Source organism: Methylosinus sp. RM1, assembly GCF_011378635.1.
GTDB lineage: Bacteria > Pseudomonadota > Alphaproteobacteria > Rhizobiales > Beijerinckiaceae > Methylosinus > Methylosinus sporium.
Genome location: NZ_WOVC01000001.1, coordinates 107865 through 123367, shown reverse-complemented (window position 1 = coordinate 123367; position 15503 = coordinate 107865). Strand labels below are relative to the sequence as shown.

Genomic DNA, 15503 nt, shown 5'->3' with positions numbered 1-15503 from the left:
TGCGACCGGAATGCGACGTTTCGCTAAGAGATCGCGCGCACCGGCATTAACCTCGAGGGAAAGTGAATTTGCGCTGCGCCCCTGTCGCCGGCCCGCCGCGCGCTACTTGCGCCGACGTGAGGCATCATGATTGCCGAATGGGATGCCTATTACGGAGGTCTTGAATGAAATCGAAAATCGCATCCGTCCTCGCCGCCGCCGCGCTGCTCGGCTCGGTCGGTTCCGCCGCCGCCTTCCCGCGCGTCGTCACCGATCTCGCCGCCTTCCGCTCGGGCCCCGGCCTCGACTTCCTGCCCATCCTCGCCGTTCCCCCGCAGGCGGTGGTCGATGTGCAGGGCCATATCGGCGGCTGGTCGCGCGTCGCCTACGCGGGCAAGATCGGCTTCATCGCCAGCTCGCTGCTCGCGCGGCCGATCATCGTCAAGCCGGTCGTGACCTCGGTCGTCGTCGCCCCCGCTCCGGCGGTCGCCGTGACCCCGGTGGTCGCCGTCGCGCCCGCGCCGGCCCCGGCTCCGGTCGGCCTGATCACGGCCCCGCTGCGCATCTTCGAGTGATCGAGAGGCGACGCGACAAACAAGGAGACGCGCGGAATTCTTCCGCGCGTCGCCGCATTCTCGACATGCGCCGGCGGCCTGCGTCGAATGATTCGACGTGTCTCGAGAAACGAGCCTGAAGCAAGGCTCGCGCTCGCTCTTTTAAAACCATTCCGTTCCGATGAAGCAGACCACTAGGCGGCGCCGACGGCTCGATGATAAGCTCGCCGCATCGAATCTCTTTTTGAAAATTCGTTTCGAGGCGCCATGCCCCCTCTCGCGATTTTCCCCTTCTGCGCCTTCGCTCTCATTCTCGCCGCGCAAGCACAGGCCAAGCCGGCCAAGGTCGCCGAGATCGTCAATTTGCGTTCCGGCCCGGGCCTCGATTTCGCGCCCGTGCTCGCCATTCCCGCCGATGCGGTCGTCGATGTCGCTCACTGCCGCTCGGCCTGGTGCCGCGTCACTTACGCGGGCTCCGGCGGCTATGTGGCGCAGCCTGCGCTCGCCGCCGTTCCCGCGCGTCCTGTCGAGACGCCGATCCTGCCGCCGCTCGGCGCCAATGTATGGCGGCGCGACATTCCCCCGCTCTACGATCCTTATGTTTCCGCCGGCCCATGGTACACCGGCCCATGGGCATATGAAGGAGCCGCCGCCGTGCAATGGCGTTACGGCTTTCCCGGCGGATATGTGCCCTGGCATCGCAACGCCACATGGCGGCCGGGCTTCGGCTGGTTCTGACGGCGCGACGCACATCGCCGCCATTGCGCGCGAAGCGCTCGTCGAAGGCCCGCGCGCAAATGCGCTTCGCATTGCGACAAAAAAGCGCGCGTCTCGTCTTATGACGCTTGCGCGCTGCGGCGGCGTCGTATGAAAGTCCAACAATTCCAGGGGAAATAACGCCTCGATTTCATTCGCCTGTGACATTTGTGCGCAGCGCGGCGCGCGCGCCGCTTTTCTTGATCGAAATCAAATCGCCATTTGGCGCGAGCGTTAGACTCTTCACTGTCATCAAAGACGAAAGAGGCGAAAGGCGTCGCATCGGCGGCGCATCCGCCCTCTTCCCGCCTGTCTGCGAGGATTGCTTCCATGGCGCCGACCGACGCTCCCGCAACCAAATCCGTAACTGTTTCCGAAGCCGCAACGACGCTTCTCTTCATCGCGCTCGCCACATTGGCCGGCTTCATCGCCTCGCGCGCGCATACGCCGGCCTATGCGTTCCACGCCGCTCTCTTCGCGCTCGGCTCGATCATCGCAGTGTTCGCATTGCTGAAACGCTATGAGCTGCGCGACGTGGAGGCGCCTGCGCAATTCATCGACGGACGCCCCAATTACAACTACGGGCCGATCCGCTTTTGCGCGCTCGCCGCATTGTTCTGGGGCGTCGCCGGCTTCGCCGTCGGCCTCTATATCGCGCTGGAGCTCGCCTTCCCGGCCTTCAATCTCGATCTGCCCTGGATCAACTTCGGGCGCCTGCGGCCCTTGCACACATCGGCGGTGATCTTCGCCTTCGGCGGCAATGTGCTGCTCGCCACCTCCTTCTATGTCGTGCAGCGCACCTGCCGCACGCGGCTCGCCGGCGAGATCGCGCCCTGGTTCGTCGTGCTCGGCTATAATTTCTTCATCCTCATCGCCGGCACCGGCTATCTGCTCGGCGTCACGCGCGGGCACGAATACGCCGAGCCGGAATGGTATGCGATACTCTGGCTCGTCGTGGTGTGGGTCGTCTATCTCATCGTCTTCCTCGCCACATTGGCCAAGCGCGAGGAGCCGCATATCTATGTCGCCAACTGGTTCTATCTCGCCTTCATCGTCACGGTCGCGGTTCTCGTGCTCGGCAACAACGCCGAGATTCCGATCTCCGTCTTCTCGCCGAGATCGGTGATCGTCTGGGCCGGCGTGCAGGATGCGATGATCCAATGGTGGTATGGCCATAACGCCGTCGGCTTCTTCCTCACCGCGGGCTTTCTCGGCATAATGTATTATTTCGTGCCCAAGCGCGCGGAGAGGCCGATCTATTCCTACCGCCTCTCCATCGTGCATTTCTGGGCGCTGATCTTCCTCTACATCTGGGCCGGTCCGCATCATCTGCACTACACCGCTCTGCCCGATTGGGCGCAGACGCTCGGCATGACCTTCTCCATCATGCTGTGGATGCCCTCCTGGGGCGGCATGATCAACGGCCTCATGACTCTCTCCGGCGCCTGGGACCGCCTGCGCACCGATCCCGTGCTGCGGATGCTCGTCGTCTCCGTCGCCTTCTACGGAATGTCGACATTCGAAGGACCGCTGATGTCGGTGAAAACGGTGAATGCGCTGTCGCATTACACCGATTGGGGCATAGGCCATGTGCATTCGGGAAGCCTCGGCTGGGTCGGCTTCGTCTCCTTCGGCGCGCTCTACTGCCTCATTCCCTGGGTCTTCGGCCGCAAGCTCTATTCGCTGAAGCTCGTCGACTGGCACTTCTGGATCGCGACCATCGGCATCGTCTTCTACATATCGGCGATGTGGGTCGCGGGCATCATGCAAGGGCTGATGTGGCGCGCCTACACGCCGCAGGGATTCTTGGAATATTCCTTCATCGAGACCACCGACGCTCTGCATCCCGAATATGTGATCCGCGCGGCGGGCGGCGGCCTCTTCCTCATCGGCGCGCTCATCATGGTCTACAATATCTACAAGACGCTGCGCGCGCCTTCGGCGGCGAGCGCCACCGAATTCTCGCCCCTTCCCGCTCCCGCGCAATAAGAGGAGAGAGACATGTCCGACATTGCGCGCAACACTCCGACGGGCGGCCTGCAGAAGCGGCTCGAGACCAATTCGATCCTGCTTCTGCTGGCGATCCTGCTGCTCGTCTCGATCGGCGGAATCATCGAGATCACGCCGCTCTTCTATCTTCACAACACGATCGAGAAAGTGGAGGGCGTGCGGCCCTATTCGCCGCTCGAGCTTTCCGGCTACAATATCTATGTGCGTGAAGGCTGCTACACCTGCCATTCGCAGATGATCCGCCCCTTGCGCGACGAAGTCGAGCGCTACGGCCATTATTCGCTCGCCGCCGAGAGCATGTACGACCATCCGTTCCAATGGGGCTCCAAACGCAACGGGCCGGATCTGGCGCGCGTCGGCGGACGCTATTCCAATGATTGGCATCGCGACCATTTGCGCGATCCGCGCTCCGTCGTCCCGACGTCGATCATGCCGGGCTATCCTTTCCTCGCGCAGACGCCGCTCGACGCCGCGCATATCGTGGAGCAGATGAAGACGCTGCGCATCGTCGGCGTGCCCTACACGGATGCGCAGATCGACAACGCCGCGGCCGATCTTTCCGCGCAGAGCGCGCCGGACGATCCGGGCGCCGAAGCGATGCGCCGCCGCTATCCCAACGCCGTCGTCTACGACCAGGCGGGCAAGAACGGGATCACCGAGGAGGATGCGCTCATCGCCTATCTGCAGCATCTCGGCGTCTCGGTGAATTTCAAGCTCTATGACGACAAAGCCGCCGTGAATGTGAGGTGAGCCATGACCGCTTATGAATCATGGCGCGAATTCGCGGCGAATTCGGGCCTTTTCTTCTTCATTCTGCTGTTCGCCGGAGCCACGGCCTATGCGCTGTGGCCGTCCAATCGCGAGAAATTCCGACGCGCCGCCGAGACGCCGTTGCGGGAGGACTGAAAGACATGTCGACGCGAGAAGCTCACAGCGAGGCGGTCCGCATCGATCCGCACACCAAGACCACGACGACCGGCCATGAATGGGACGGCATAGAGGAGCTCGACACGCCGCTGCCGCGTTGGTGGGTCGTCACCTTCTATGCGACGATCCTCTGGTCGATCGGCTATTTTCTCGCTTATCCGGCGCTGCCGACGCTCGAAGGCGGCACGCAGGGCCTCATCGGCTGGCATTCGCGCGCTTCCGTCGCGCGCGACATGGAGCAGCTGAACGAGATTCGCGGGCCCGTGCTCGAGCGGCTCGCCAACGCCCCTCTGGAGGAGATAGAGGCGCGGCCGCAATTGCTGAGCGCCGTGCGCGCATTGGGCGCGGCGGCCTTCGCCAATAATTGCGCCGGCTGCCACGGCGCCGGCGCGCAGGGCGCGAAGGGCTATCCCAATCTCAACGACGATGATTGGCTGTGGGGCGGCAAGCTCGCCGATATTCGCCGCACCATAGAGCATGGCGTGCGCTGGGACGTCGATAAGGAGACGCGCAGCGAGACCATGCCCGCCTTCGGCCGCGACGGACTGCTCGACGCAAAGCAAATCTCCCTCGTCGCCGATCAGCTCCGCGCGATGGCGAAGCTACCCGGCGGCATGGCGACGGCGCAGGGCGCCAAGCTCTTCGACGACAATTGCTCCGTCTGTCATGGCGTCGACGGCAAAGGCAATCGCGACATGGGCGCGCCCAATCTCACCGATGCGCTGTGGCTGTTCGGATCGGACAAGGAGACGATCGCGAGCCGCATCGCCAATGGCGGCGGCGGCGTGATGCCGGCCTGGAAGGATCGCCTCGACGAGCCGACGATCAAGGCGCTCGCCATCTATGTGCACACGCTCGGCGGCGGCGAGTGAAGGAGCGAAAAATGACGAGCGCCGATATGGGCAAGGCCAAGAGCGGCTCGCTCTATGCGCCGCGCAAAGCCATCTATCCGAAAGAGGTCGACGGAAAGTTCCGCCGCATCAAATGGGGGCTGCTGGCCTTCACTCTGGCGGTCTACTATCTGCTGCCTTTCGTGCGATGGGATCGCGGCCCCGATGCGCCATCCCAAGCCGTGCTCGTCGATTTTCCGCATCGGCGTTTCTATTTCTTCTTCATCGAGATATGGCCGCAGGAGGTCTATTATCTCACCGGCCTCCTGATCCTCGCCGCGCTGATCCTCTTCCTGATGAATGCGCTCGCCGGGCGCATATGGTGCGGCTATCTCTGCCCTCAAACCGTGTGGACCGATCTCTATCTCTCCGCCGAGCGTTGGATAGAGGGCGATGCGCGCGAGCGCGCCCGCAAGGACGCCGGCCCGCGCAGCGCGAAGATATGGCGCGAGAAGATCGCCAAACATGCGCTATGGCTATTGATCGCCTGGTGGACCGGCGGCGCCTGGGTGCTCTATTTCGCCGATGCGCCGACGCTCGTCTATGAGCTCGCGACCTTCCAGCCGGGAATTTCGGAAGCCTATATTTGGATCGGCATTCTCACCTTCACCACTTACATGCTCGCCGGCCATATGCGCGAGCAGGTGTGCCTCTATATGTGTCCCTGGCCGCGCATACAGGCCGCGCTCACCGACGAATATGCGCTGAATGTCGCCTATCGCTATGATCGCGGCGAGCCGCGCATGTCGCTGAAGCAGGCGACTGCGCTGCGCGCCGCTGGCGCGCCGGTCGGCGATTGCGTCGATTGCGGCCAATGCGTCGCCGTCTGCCCGACCGGCGTCGACATTCGCAAAGGCGCTTCGCTCGGCTGCGTGCAATGCGGATTGTGCATAGACGCCTGCGACAGCGTGATGGCGAAGATCGGCCGCTCCCAGAGCCTCATCGCCTATGACACGCAGATGAATTGCGAGCGCCGCCGCAAGGGCGAGGCGCCTCTCTACAAGCCCCTGCGCGCCCGCACGCTCATCTATGCGGCGCTCATCGTCGCGATCGGCGCGCTCATGTCCGTGAAGCTGGCGACGCGCGACGATTCGCGCCTTTCCGTGCTGCATGATCGCAATCCGCTCGCCGTGACGCTGAAAGACGGCGCCGTTCGCAACGCCTATACGATCCGCTTCGCCAATATGAGCGCCGAGCCGCGCCGCTTTCTGCTGGAGACGAGCGGCGTCGAAGGCGCCGAGGTGGAGATCGTCGGCGTCGAGCCCGACGCCGAAGGCCGCATGATCGTCGGCGTCGGCGCCGATCAGACACGCGAGACGCGCGTGCTCGTCACATGGCGCGGCGCGCGCAAGACAAAGGGACAGACGCCGATCCTCTTCATCTCGAAAGATGTGGAGAGCGACGCCGCGGTCTCCATTCGAGACGTGTTCGTGACCCCGTGAGGAGAAAGCCATGTCGCAGACCAATCTGATGCGCGCGGCGCCGCAGCGCCGCCTCGGCGGTCGGCAAGTTCTCTTGCTGCTCGTTTCGTTTTTCGGCGTCGTCGCCGCAGTCGACGCCGCGATGATCTACTTCGCCGTCTCCACCTTCCGCGGCGAGGAGACCAGCCGAGCCTATGAGAAAGGCCTCACCTATAATCTCGACATCGCCGGCGCACATGCGCAGAGCGCGCGCGGCTGGAAAGTGGAGGCGACGATCCTGCGTCGCGGCGCATGGGAGAATCTCGTTTCCGTCACGCTGCGCGACGACAATGGCGCGCTGACCGGGCTGAAGCTCGCCGCGGAGATTCGCGCGCCCGTCGATGGCCGCAAGGATGTCGCCGTCGATCTCGCCGAGGCCGCGCCCGGGCGCTATGAGGCGCCGATCGTCATCGAATCGGGCTGGCGCGATCTCGTGCTGATCGCGACGCGCGAGGGCCGTGAAATGTTCCGCTCCAAGAGCCGCATCCGCATCGATTGAGCTCGCGCCATGACGATGGACGTCGATTTCTCCGCTCTCGCGACGCATGGCCCGGATGGCGCGCGCCGGCTGGAGCTGGCGCTGGACGGCATGACCTGCGCCGCCTGCATTTTCGAGATCGAAGCGGCGCTGAAGGCCATTCCCGATCTCACCGCGGCGCGCGTGAATTACGCCGATCGCCGCCTCTCGCTGGAATGGGCGGCGCCGAATTTCGACTTCGCCGCCGTGTCGGAAAGGCTGCGCCGCATGGGCTATCGCGCGCGGCCCTTCGAGCGCGAGAGCGGCGAGCGCGCCGAGCGCGAGACCTCGCGGCGCCTGCTGCGCTGCCTCGCCGTCGCCGCTTTCGCCTCGGTGAATGTGATGATGCTGTCGGAAGCCGTCTGGCTCGGCGGCGATATGGATGCGACGACGCGCGATTTCTTCCATGGCGTCTCCGCGCTCATCGCTCTGCCGGCGGCGGCCTTCGCTGGCCAGCCATTCTTCGCGAGCGCCTTCGCCGCGCTGCGCGCGCATCGTCTGAATATAGATGTTCCCATCTCGCTCGGCGTGCTGCTGTCGCTCGCAATGTCGGTCTATGAGACGCTCACCCACGCGCCGCACGCCTATTTCGATTCGGCGACAATGCTGCTCGCTTTTCTGCTGCTGGCGCGTTATCTCGATTGCGCGATGCGCCGCAAGACCCGCGCCGTGGCCGCCAATCTCGCGGCTCTGCGCGCGCCGGCCGCTTGCCGCCTCGGCGCGGATGGCGCGCAATCCTATGTTCCGCTCGCGGCGCTGGCGCCGGGCGATCACGCGCTCGTCCGCCCCGGCGAGCGCATTCCCGCCGATGGCGTCGTCTTATCGGGGGACTCCCGTCTCGACGAGAGCCTCGTCACCGGAGAGACGCGACGCCGTTCGGTCGGCGCCGGCGACACGGTCTATGCGGGAGCGATGAATTTCGACGGGGCGCTGACGATTTGCGTGCAGGCGGCGACCGGCGACTCGCTCATCGACGAGATCGAGCGCCTGCTGGACAAGGCGACAGCGGCGCGCTCGCGCTATAGGCGGCTCGCCGATCGCGTCGCGCGCCTCTACGCGCCGCTGGTGCATCTCGCCGCGCTCTGCACGGCGCTCGCATGGCTCCTCGCCGGCGCCTCGCTGCATGATGCGCTGGCGACGGCGATCGCCGTGCTCATCGTCACCTGTCCTTGCGCGCTGGCGCTCGCCGTCCCCGCGGTGCAAGTGGCGGCGAGCGGCGCGCTGTTTCGCGCCGGCGTTCTGCTCAATTCGGCCGATGCGCTGGAGCGTCTCGCCGAGATCGACACTGTCGTCTTCGACAAGACCGGCACGCTGACGACGCCGGAGCCTCGTGTCGCCAATGCGCAAGAGATCGAGCCCGAGCTGCTGATGCTCGCCGCGCGCCTCGCGCATTCGAGCCGCCATCCGCTCGCGCGCGCAGTGGCGCGCGAATATCCCCGCGCCGTTCCGCTCGAGGGCGCGCGCGAAGAGCAAGGCGCAGGCGTCGTCGCCATAGTCGACGGAATCGAGGCGCGCCTCGGCGATCCATGCTTTTGCGGGGTCGAGCGCGATTGCGCCGCGGCGGCGCGCGACGAGTCCTCGGTGATCGCTTTTCGTCACGGCGAGCGCAGCGCGGCGCTCGTCGTACGGCAGACATTGCGGCGCGACGCGCGAGACGCCATCGATGCGCTCACGCGCCGCGGCCTGCGCATTATCATCTTGTCCGGCGACCGCACGGCGCCGGTGGAGGCGGCGGCGCGCGCGCTCGATGTCGCAGAATGGCGCGGCGCGATGAAGCCCGCCGATAAGGTCGCGCGACTGGAGGCGCTGCGGGCGCAGGGGCGCAAGGTTCTGATGATCGGCGACGGCGTCAATGACGCGCCTGCGCTCGCCGCCGCACATGTGTCGCTGTCGCCGATCGACGCGGCGCAGATCGCACAGGCCGCCGCCGACGCCGTCTTCCTCGGCGAAGAGCTCGCGCCCATCGTGACGACGGTCGACGCGGCGCGGCGCGCACACGCGCTGATGCGGCAGAATCTCGCGCTCTCGCTTCTCTACAATGCTGTGGCGGCGCCGCTCGCAATGGCGGGCCTGCTGACGCCGCTCATCGCGGCCCTCGCAATGTCGAGCTCTTCGCTCATCGTCACGCTCAACGCCTCGCGCGCCGGCCGCGTGAGCGCTGCGCGTGAATTGGAGGGAGCGAGGGCGCGGTCGCCGCGGACGGATGGCCCGAACGGGAGCGGGCGCGCCGGGGACGAGTCGCGAGAAGCGCGTCGCGTAGAAGAAGAAGAGGGAATCGCCGCATGAATGTCCTTCTCTTTCTCGTTCCGCTGGCTCTGCTGCTCGGCGCGCTCGGCCTCGCGGCATTCGTGTGGTCGCTGAATGCGGGTCAATATGAGGATCTCGAAGGCGCCGCGGCGCGCGCGCTCTCGGACGACGATGTCGAGGATGGACGATGAGCTTCGATCCGCTGATCGCGCGGCCGAGCGAGACGCTCTGCCTCTGCCCGCGCATCGACGAAAATACGGATGCGTCCTCGACGCGGCGGCTCGCGCTCGGCTTCGGCCTCGCCGTGCTGGCGCAAGCGCTCGCGCTCGCGCAATTGCCGCAGGCGGCGTTGCTCATCGCGCCGCGCGCGGAGCAGATCGGCTGGCCGCTGGCGCTGCTACTCATCGGCGCGGCGCTCGCGTCCTTTCCGGCGGCGGCGCTCGTCGACGGCTTCGGACGCCGGGCGGCCTTCGCGCTCGGCGCGAGCCTCGGCGTCGGCGGCGGATTGCTCACGGCTTTCGGCATGACGCACGGACATTTTCCGGCGTTCTGTCTCGGCGCGCTATGGCTCGGCCTCGCGCAAGGTTTCGGGCTTTTCTATCGCCATATCGCGGCCTCGGCGCTCGGCGGCCTGCGCGTGCTGGCGGGCGGCGCGCTCGCCGCTCTGGCCGCGCCGCTCGTCGTCCACGCTTCGGAGTTCGCGGGAGGAGGAGCGGCGAGCCTGCTCTGCGCGGCGCTGCTTCAGCTCGCCGCGCTCTTTCTGGCGCTGCGTCTTCCGCATGGTTTCTCAGAGGTGAACGCGTCGGTTTCGAGCGCCGCCGCGGTCGATGGCGCGTCCTTCCGCTCGGCGACGCATTTCGCTCTGGCGACGCTCGCCGGCGCGGCGGCTTGGGCGATGATGGCGGCGGCGATGCTGCGCGGCCCGCTGTCGCTCGCTCTGTGCGGAGCCGCTCAGAGCCTCATCGGCGGGGCGATGGCGTGGCATCTCCTCGCAATGTATGGCCCGGCCGCTCTGGCGGCGCGCTTTCCCGCGCGCTTTCCGCCGCTCGCGAGCCTCGTCGCCGGGCTCGTCCTGCTGGCCGGGGCTTTCGCCTCGCTCCGGCTCTCGACCTCGCCCGCGCTTCTCGCGGCGGCGATGGCGGCGGTCGGCGTCGCCTGGTCGCTCGCCAATATCGGGGCGCTGCGCCTGCTGCACGAGAAAGGACCGCCGTCGCGCACGGCTCTGGCGCTCCACGATCTCTGCCTGCTCGGCGCGGCGGCCGCCGGCGCTCTGGCCTTCTGACGCGATTTCGCCGCAAGATTTTCGCAAATTGCCGAAAGAGCGTAGACTCGGCGCCCAAAGACGAGACCGGGCGCGCGAGCGCTCGCGCGCTACATGCCCGGCGAGGAACCGAAAATGACCTTCTGGCGCAAAAGACCGAGCGAGGACGAAAGCGAGGCTTCGCCGGCGCTGGAGCTTTTGGTGCGGCGCTCGCTCGCGGCCATCGCCGTCGAGCGGCTGGCGCGCGTCGCCGCCGGGCTCGCCACGCTTGCGCTCTTTTTTCTCGCGGTCTCGTTTTCAGGCCTGTGGCAGGAGATCGGCGCGACCGCGCGGGCGCTCGGCGTCGGCGGCTTTGCTCTTGCCGCGCTGTGGATCGTCGGCCGCGGGCTGTCGGCCGTGACGCCCCGCCGAAGCGAGGCGCTGGCGCGGCTGGACGCGGCGCCGGGCGCGCAGCATCGGCCGGCGGCCTCGCTCGAGGACACGCTCGCCGGCGGCGCCGATCCGGCGACGCGCGCGCTATGGGCGCTGCATCGCAGCCGGCTCGAGAGCAAGCTCGCGGCGATCGAAGTGGCGCCGCCGGACCCCGGCCTGCCGCAACGCGACCCATTCGCTCTGCGCGCCGCCGCGCTGGTCGCCGCCCTGGCCGCGGCTTTCGTCGCCGGGCCGGATCGCGAGGCGCGGCTGCTCTCCGCCTTCGATTGGGCGAGCGGCTCCGCCGCTCGCGTGGACGCCTGGTTCGAGCCGCCCGCCTATACGGGCCGTCCGCCCATCGTGCTGCCGCAGCGCGCCGAAGGACCCTGGGCGCAAGTCTCGGTTCCCGTGCATTCGACGCTCGTCGTGCGCAGCCTCGGCGCGCGCGGCGCCGCTACGACGCGAGGCGCGCTCGCGCCCATAGAGGGCGGCAAGCAGAAGCAGCCGGGCGGCGAGTCGGAGGAGCGGTTCAAGCTCGAGGGCGAGGCCGCGCTGGCGCTGCGCGGCGCCGGCGAGTTCCGCATCCTCGTCATCCCGGACCGGCCGCCGACGATCGAGATCACCGAGCCGCCGCGCAATAATTCGCGCGGCACGATGACGCTCGGCTTTCGCATCGACGATGATTATGGCGTCGTCTCCGGCGAGGCGGCGGCCGCTCTCCCGGCCACGGCGCGACCGAGCCGATCGCTCTATCCGCCGCCGCGCCTCCCTCTGCCCGTGCCGCCGACCCGCGGCGGCCTCGGCGAGACCAAGGCGACGCTCGACTTCTCCGACCATCCCTGGGCCGGCGCGCGCGTCGCGCTGACGCTGATCGCCCGTGACGAGGGCGGCAATGAGGGCTTCTCGGCGCCGCTCGACGTCACTCTGCCCGAGCGCCGCTTCGGCAAGCCATTCGCCCGCGCGCTCGCCGAGCAGCGCCGCAATCTGGCGCTCGACCCCGATCATCATGCGCGCGTTTCGACGGCGATCGGGGCCCTGTCGCTCGGCTCGGAGCTGTTCGAGACGCCCGCCTCCATTTTCCTGGGGCTGAACGCGGCCAAGGCGCGTCTGGAGGCGGCGCGCGACGACGCCGATCTGCGCGAGGTCGCCGATCTGCTCTGGGCGATGGCGCTCTCGCTCGAGGAGGGCGACGTCTCGCAGGCCGAGCGCGATCTTCGCGCCGCGCAGAAAGATCTGCGCGAGGCGCTGGCCCGCGGCGCGAGCGAGGAGGAGATCGCCAAGCTGACGCAGGACATGCGCGCCGCCATGGAGAAATTTCTGAGCGGACTCGGCCAGAAGACCGGCAAGAGCGCCGAGCGCGCCGCGCCGCAGCAGGGCGATCGGCGCGCGCTGACGGAAGACGATCTCGACGCCATGATGCGCGAAATCGAAAAGGCCGAGCGCGCCGGCGATTTCGCCGAGGCGCAACGCCTGCTCGACGAGCTTCAGGACGTGCTCGAAAATCTGAGCCCCGTGCAGGCGGGCCGTTCCGACCCCCGCGCACGAGAGATGTCGCGCGCGCTCGACGAGCTCGACAAGCTCACGCGCGAGGAGCAGCAATTGCGCGACGAGACCAATCGCGGCCAGCAGGGCGGCGGCGAGCCGCGGCGCGGCGGCAAGGGCCAGTCTTCCGCCTCCGATGACGCGCGCGCGCGGCAAAAGGCGCTGCGCGACCGGCTGGAGCGCGAGCAGGACCGGCTGCGCCGCGCGGGAGAAGCCTCGCCCGATCTCTCCGACGCCGAGAAGGCGATGAAGGAGGCCGAAAAGGCGCTCGGCCCCGGCGGCGAGGGCGCGGGCCGCGCAGTCGACGCCCAAGGACGCGCGCTGCAGGCGCTGCGCCGCGGCGCGGATCAGCTCGCCTCGCGAATGCAGGGCGAAGGAGAAGAGGGCGAGGGCCAGTCCGGCCGCGCCGGCCGCCGCGCGGGAATGCGCCCCGGCGACGGCGCCGATCCGCTCGGCCGTCCGACCGGCCGCCGCCAGCCCGGCGGTGACGCCGGCCTGCGCGACCCTCTGGGCCTGCCGCCGGCCGTGCGCGCGCGCCGCGTGCAGGAGGAGCTCCGCCGCCGCCTCGGCCAACCAGAGCGCCCGGCCGAAGAGCTGGAATATTTCGAGCGGCTGCTGCGGCGATAGGCGGCGATCCGCGCGTCGCCGACGCCAATCGCGCAGCGACGACGTGAACAGATTTTGGAAACCGTTTTTGCTCCGCCCTGCGACGCCCGCCGTTCTCCGCACTAAACCCTAGATTGACGGACCGAGGCCTGTCGGGTACCAAATTCCCTTGGGATTCTTATCGCTTCCCCCTTCGAATCGCGAGGCGCAAAAGATTTTCAAATGATGGAGACCGACATGAAGAAATTGCTCACTCTGCTCGTATCCGGAATGCTGATCGCCGCTTCGACGTCGGCTGTCGGCGCCGCCCCTGTGGCCACGGCCGCGTGCTATGACGGTCAAGGACAACAGATCGCCTGCGCGCCCCATTACGAAGGACGTTCGCAAGCGACGGCGCATGACGGCATCGATCCTCTGTGGGCCGGCGGCGCGCTGTTGCTCGCGGGCGGCGGCATCGCCGCGGGCCTCGCGCTCTCGAGCAACAACAATAATTCTTCTCTGCCGTTCATCGCCATTGGCGGCGTGAGCCCGTAATCAGACCGCGACTCAGGCGCGCGAGTGATCTTGCGCGCCTTTCGGTCTCGTCGATTCGACAACGCCCGGGAGACGCCTCTCGGGCGTTTTTTGCGTCCGGCCATTCCGGCGAAGAAGAGAAAAAATCGGCGACGGCGCAACCTCGAAGCTCGTCCGAAGTTATTCCGGCTGTCGCCGAACCCGCGCGGCAGGAGAATGACATGTCGCTCACCGACAAGCTCGAACAGAACGCCGCGACGACGATAGCGCGAATGTCGCTCGCGAGAAGGCGGCCGACGCCGATGTCGCGCGCCCTCGCCGTGTTCGCCCTCGCTGCGCTCGCCTCAGCGTCGGCGCTCCTATTCGCCGCCGGCTGTCCGATTATCGCGATCTGGGCCGCGCTGGCTCTTCTCGGCTGGCTGTTCCTCGCAGGCGCCGCGGAGTCCGAAAGCGGCGCGGAAGACGCCGGCGCGCGAGATGTCGGAGCCGAAAAGCTCTACTGAGCGCCCGAGGGGCCGCCGACAGTCGCCGATGGCGCACCCTCGCCGATCGGCTCGATCTTCAAATCGGCATAGGAAATCTCGCCGGCGACGATCCATTCCGACGGCGAGCGCGCGTCGAGCTCCAATCGCGCCGATTGCATCGCGCAATCTTTGTCCGGCACGATGAACTCGAATTCGAAATGTCGCCAGTCGCGAATCCGGCCCATGCCCATTTCGCTCTCGCCGATCGACCCGTTGGCGTTCACACAGGCCACGCGCCAGCGCGGCCCGCGGCGGCCGGCGATCTCGCCGCGATACCGCCCGGCCATTCGATAAGCGCCCGCCGGGAGCTTGATGAATTGCATGGCGACATGCGGCGCGACGCGCCCCGGCCCGTAATCGATGCGCAGCGCGCGCGAATCTTCGGAGGCCGACGCGATGTCGATCCGCGCGCCGGCGCCCGAACGCAGCAGCCAGTCGAATGGCGAGCCGCTCGGCGGAAAAGCGAAGTCGCCGTTGTAGAGCGTCGCCTCGTTCTGCGCGCGCTCCGGCGGCAGCAATTGCCGCCAGGCGTAATAGGCGAAATCATAGACGCGACGCTCGAACAGAAACTCGAAATAGCGCCGCTGACTTTCCACGCCGGCTGGATGGGCCGTGTTTTTCAGCGCCAGCATCAGCCGCAAAGGCGCGCGCACATCGGAGACGATCGACGGAAGATGCGTCAGAAAGCGCTCGCGCCATGGCGGATTTCGCGCCAGCATTCGTTCGAGCGCGATGGACGCCGTTCGATCCTCCGCCATACGCTCGAGATAAGGCGCGATAAACGGCATGAGCTGCGGTCGCGTGCGCAGCACGATGTCGGCCGAAAGCAGCGCCTCTGCATATCGGCCTTCCGACAAGCGCTTTTGCAGCAGCCAATGATGCGCGCGATACTCGTTGAGCGAATGACGCGCCGCCAGCTCCATGAAGTCGGCGGCCGACTCTTCCGGCGCGAGCTGGCCCAATATGCGTAGCCCTCTCGCGTCGAGCGGCGATCGAAGAAGCGCGTTCTGCGCGCGGCGACGCAGACGATCACGCGCCGACCGGGACATCGCCGGCGGCGCCACGATCGCGGCGCTCTCGGCCGCGCTGTCGGGATTGATCTTGCGGTCGACGACGCCGAACACGACGTTCGGATTGTCGGACGCCAGCAAGAGCGCGACGCCGGGCGCACGCTCGGCCACATGCGGCATGATATTCGTCGTCACGATCGCCCAGGCGAGCGCCGCGCCCAAGGCGCCGAGCGCAACGACCCGCAACGGCCGCCGCTCGAAGACGGAATCGAGCCAGACAATGCGCCTCATATCGA

15 protein-coding genes are annotated in these 15503 nt (G+C 67.2%); 14 read left to right on the top strand and 1 reads right to left on the bottom strand.

The features are described from left to right. The first annotated feature begins 164 nt into the window (after positions 1 to 164). From FMZ75_RS00535 to FMZ75_RS00470, 14 genes are all read left to right on the top strand, one after another. Positions 165 to 554, top strand: a complete 390-nt coding sequence (locus FMZ75_RS00535) for a hypothetical protein (RefSeq protein WP_108916071.1) — start codon at positions 165 to 167, stop codon at positions 552 to 554. Positions 555 to 800: 246 nt separating this feature from the next. Continuing rightward, the gene (locus FMZ75_RS00530) at positions 801 to 1271 is read left to right on the top strand and encodes an SH3 domain-containing protein (RefSeq protein WP_166140922.1); all 471 of its coding nucleotides are present in this window, start codon (positions 801 to 803) and stop codon (positions 1269 to 1271) included. A 348-nt stretch (positions 1272 to 1619) separates the two neighbouring features. After that, positions 1620 to 3278, top strand: a complete 1659-nt coding sequence (gene ccoN / locus FMZ75_RS00525; RefSeq protein ID WP_166140921.1) for a cytochrome-c oxidase, cbb3-type subunit I — start codon at positions 1620 to 1622, stop codon at positions 3276 to 3278. Between the two features lie 12 nt (positions 3279 to 3290). Further along, positions 3291 to 4049, top strand: a complete 759-nt coding sequence (gene ccoO / locus FMZ75_RS00520) for a cytochrome-c oxidase, cbb3-type subunit II (RefSeq protein WP_166140920.1) — start codon at positions 3291 to 3293, stop codon at positions 4047 to 4049. A gap of 3 nt (positions 4050 to 4052) precedes the next feature. Next, a complete protein-coding gene (locus tag FMZ75_RS00515) occupies positions 4053 to 4205 on the top strand; it encodes a cbb3-type cytochrome c oxidase subunit 3 (RefSeq protein WP_108916075.1) in 153 nt (50 codons plus the stop codon). Between the two features lie 5 nt (positions 4206 to 4210). Beyond that, complete coding sequence (gene ccoP, locus FMZ75_RS00510) at positions 4211 to 5098, top strand: cytochrome-c oxidase, cbb3-type subunit III (protein ID WP_166140919.1); 888 nt, start codon at positions 4211 to 4213, stop codon at positions 5096 to 5098. Positions 5099 to 5109: 11 nt separating this feature from the next. Then, positions 5110 to 6558: a cytochrome c oxidase accessory protein CcoG gene (gene ccoG, locus FMZ75_RS00505; protein ID WP_142861923.1), complete on the top strand. Its 1449-nt coding sequence runs from the start codon at positions 5110 to 5112 to the stop codon at positions 6556 to 6558. Positions 6559 to 6568: 10 nt separating this feature from the next. After that, a complete protein-coding gene (locus tag FMZ75_RS00500; RefSeq protein ID WP_166140918.1) occupies positions 6569 to 7075 on the top strand; it encodes a FixH family protein in 507 nt (168 codons plus the stop codon). A gap of 9 nt (positions 7076 to 7084) precedes the next feature. Continuing rightward, the gene (locus FMZ75_RS00495) at positions 7085 to 9379 is read left to right on the top strand and encodes a heavy metal translocating P-type ATPase (RefSeq protein WP_166140917.1); all 2295 of its coding nucleotides are present in this window, start codon (positions 7085 to 7087) and stop codon (positions 9377 to 9379) included. Further along, complete coding sequence (gene ccoS / locus FMZ75_RS00490; protein ID WP_108916080.1) at positions 9376 to 9531, top strand: cbb3-type cytochrome oxidase assembly protein CcoS; 156 nt, start codon at positions 9376 to 9378, stop codon at positions 9529 to 9531. The genes FMZ75_RS00495 and ccoS overlap by 4 nt, the downstream gene beginning before the upstream one ends. Beyond that, the gene (locus tag FMZ75_RS00485) at positions 9528 to 10622 is read left to right on the top strand and encodes a hypothetical protein (protein ID WP_166140916.1); all 1095 of its coding nucleotides are present in this window, start codon (positions 9528 to 9530) and stop codon (positions 10620 to 10622) included. The genes ccoS and FMZ75_RS00485 overlap by 4 nt, the downstream gene beginning before the upstream one ends. Before the next feature lie 114 nt (positions 10623 to 10736). Beyond that, positions 10737 to 13181 (top strand): TIGR02302 family protein, encoded by a 2445-nt coding sequence (locus FMZ75_RS00480; protein ID WP_166140915.1) that lies wholly within the window; start codon positions 10737 to 10739, stop codon positions 13179 to 13181. Between the two features lie 201 nt (positions 13182 to 13382). Next, complete coding sequence (locus tag FMZ75_RS00475) at positions 13383 to 13694, top strand: hypothetical protein (protein ID WP_166140914.1); 312 nt, start codon at positions 13383 to 13385, stop codon at positions 13692 to 13694. Positions 13695 to 13894: 200 nt separating this feature from the next. Beyond that, positions 13895 to 14176 (top strand): hypothetical protein, encoded by a 282-nt coding sequence (locus FMZ75_RS00470; RefSeq protein WP_166140913.1) that lies wholly within the window; start codon positions 13895 to 13897, stop codon positions 14174 to 14176. On the opposite strand, the gene FMZ75_RS00465 is transcribed toward FMZ75_RS00470, so the two are convergent. Further along, a complete protein-coding gene (locus FMZ75_RS00465; RefSeq protein ID WP_166140912.1) occupies positions 14170 to 15498 on the bottom strand; it encodes a hypothetical protein in 1329 nt (442 codons plus the stop codon). The genes FMZ75_RS00470 and FMZ75_RS00465 overlap by 7 nt on opposite strands. Positions 15499 to 15503: the final 5 nt, after the last annotated feature.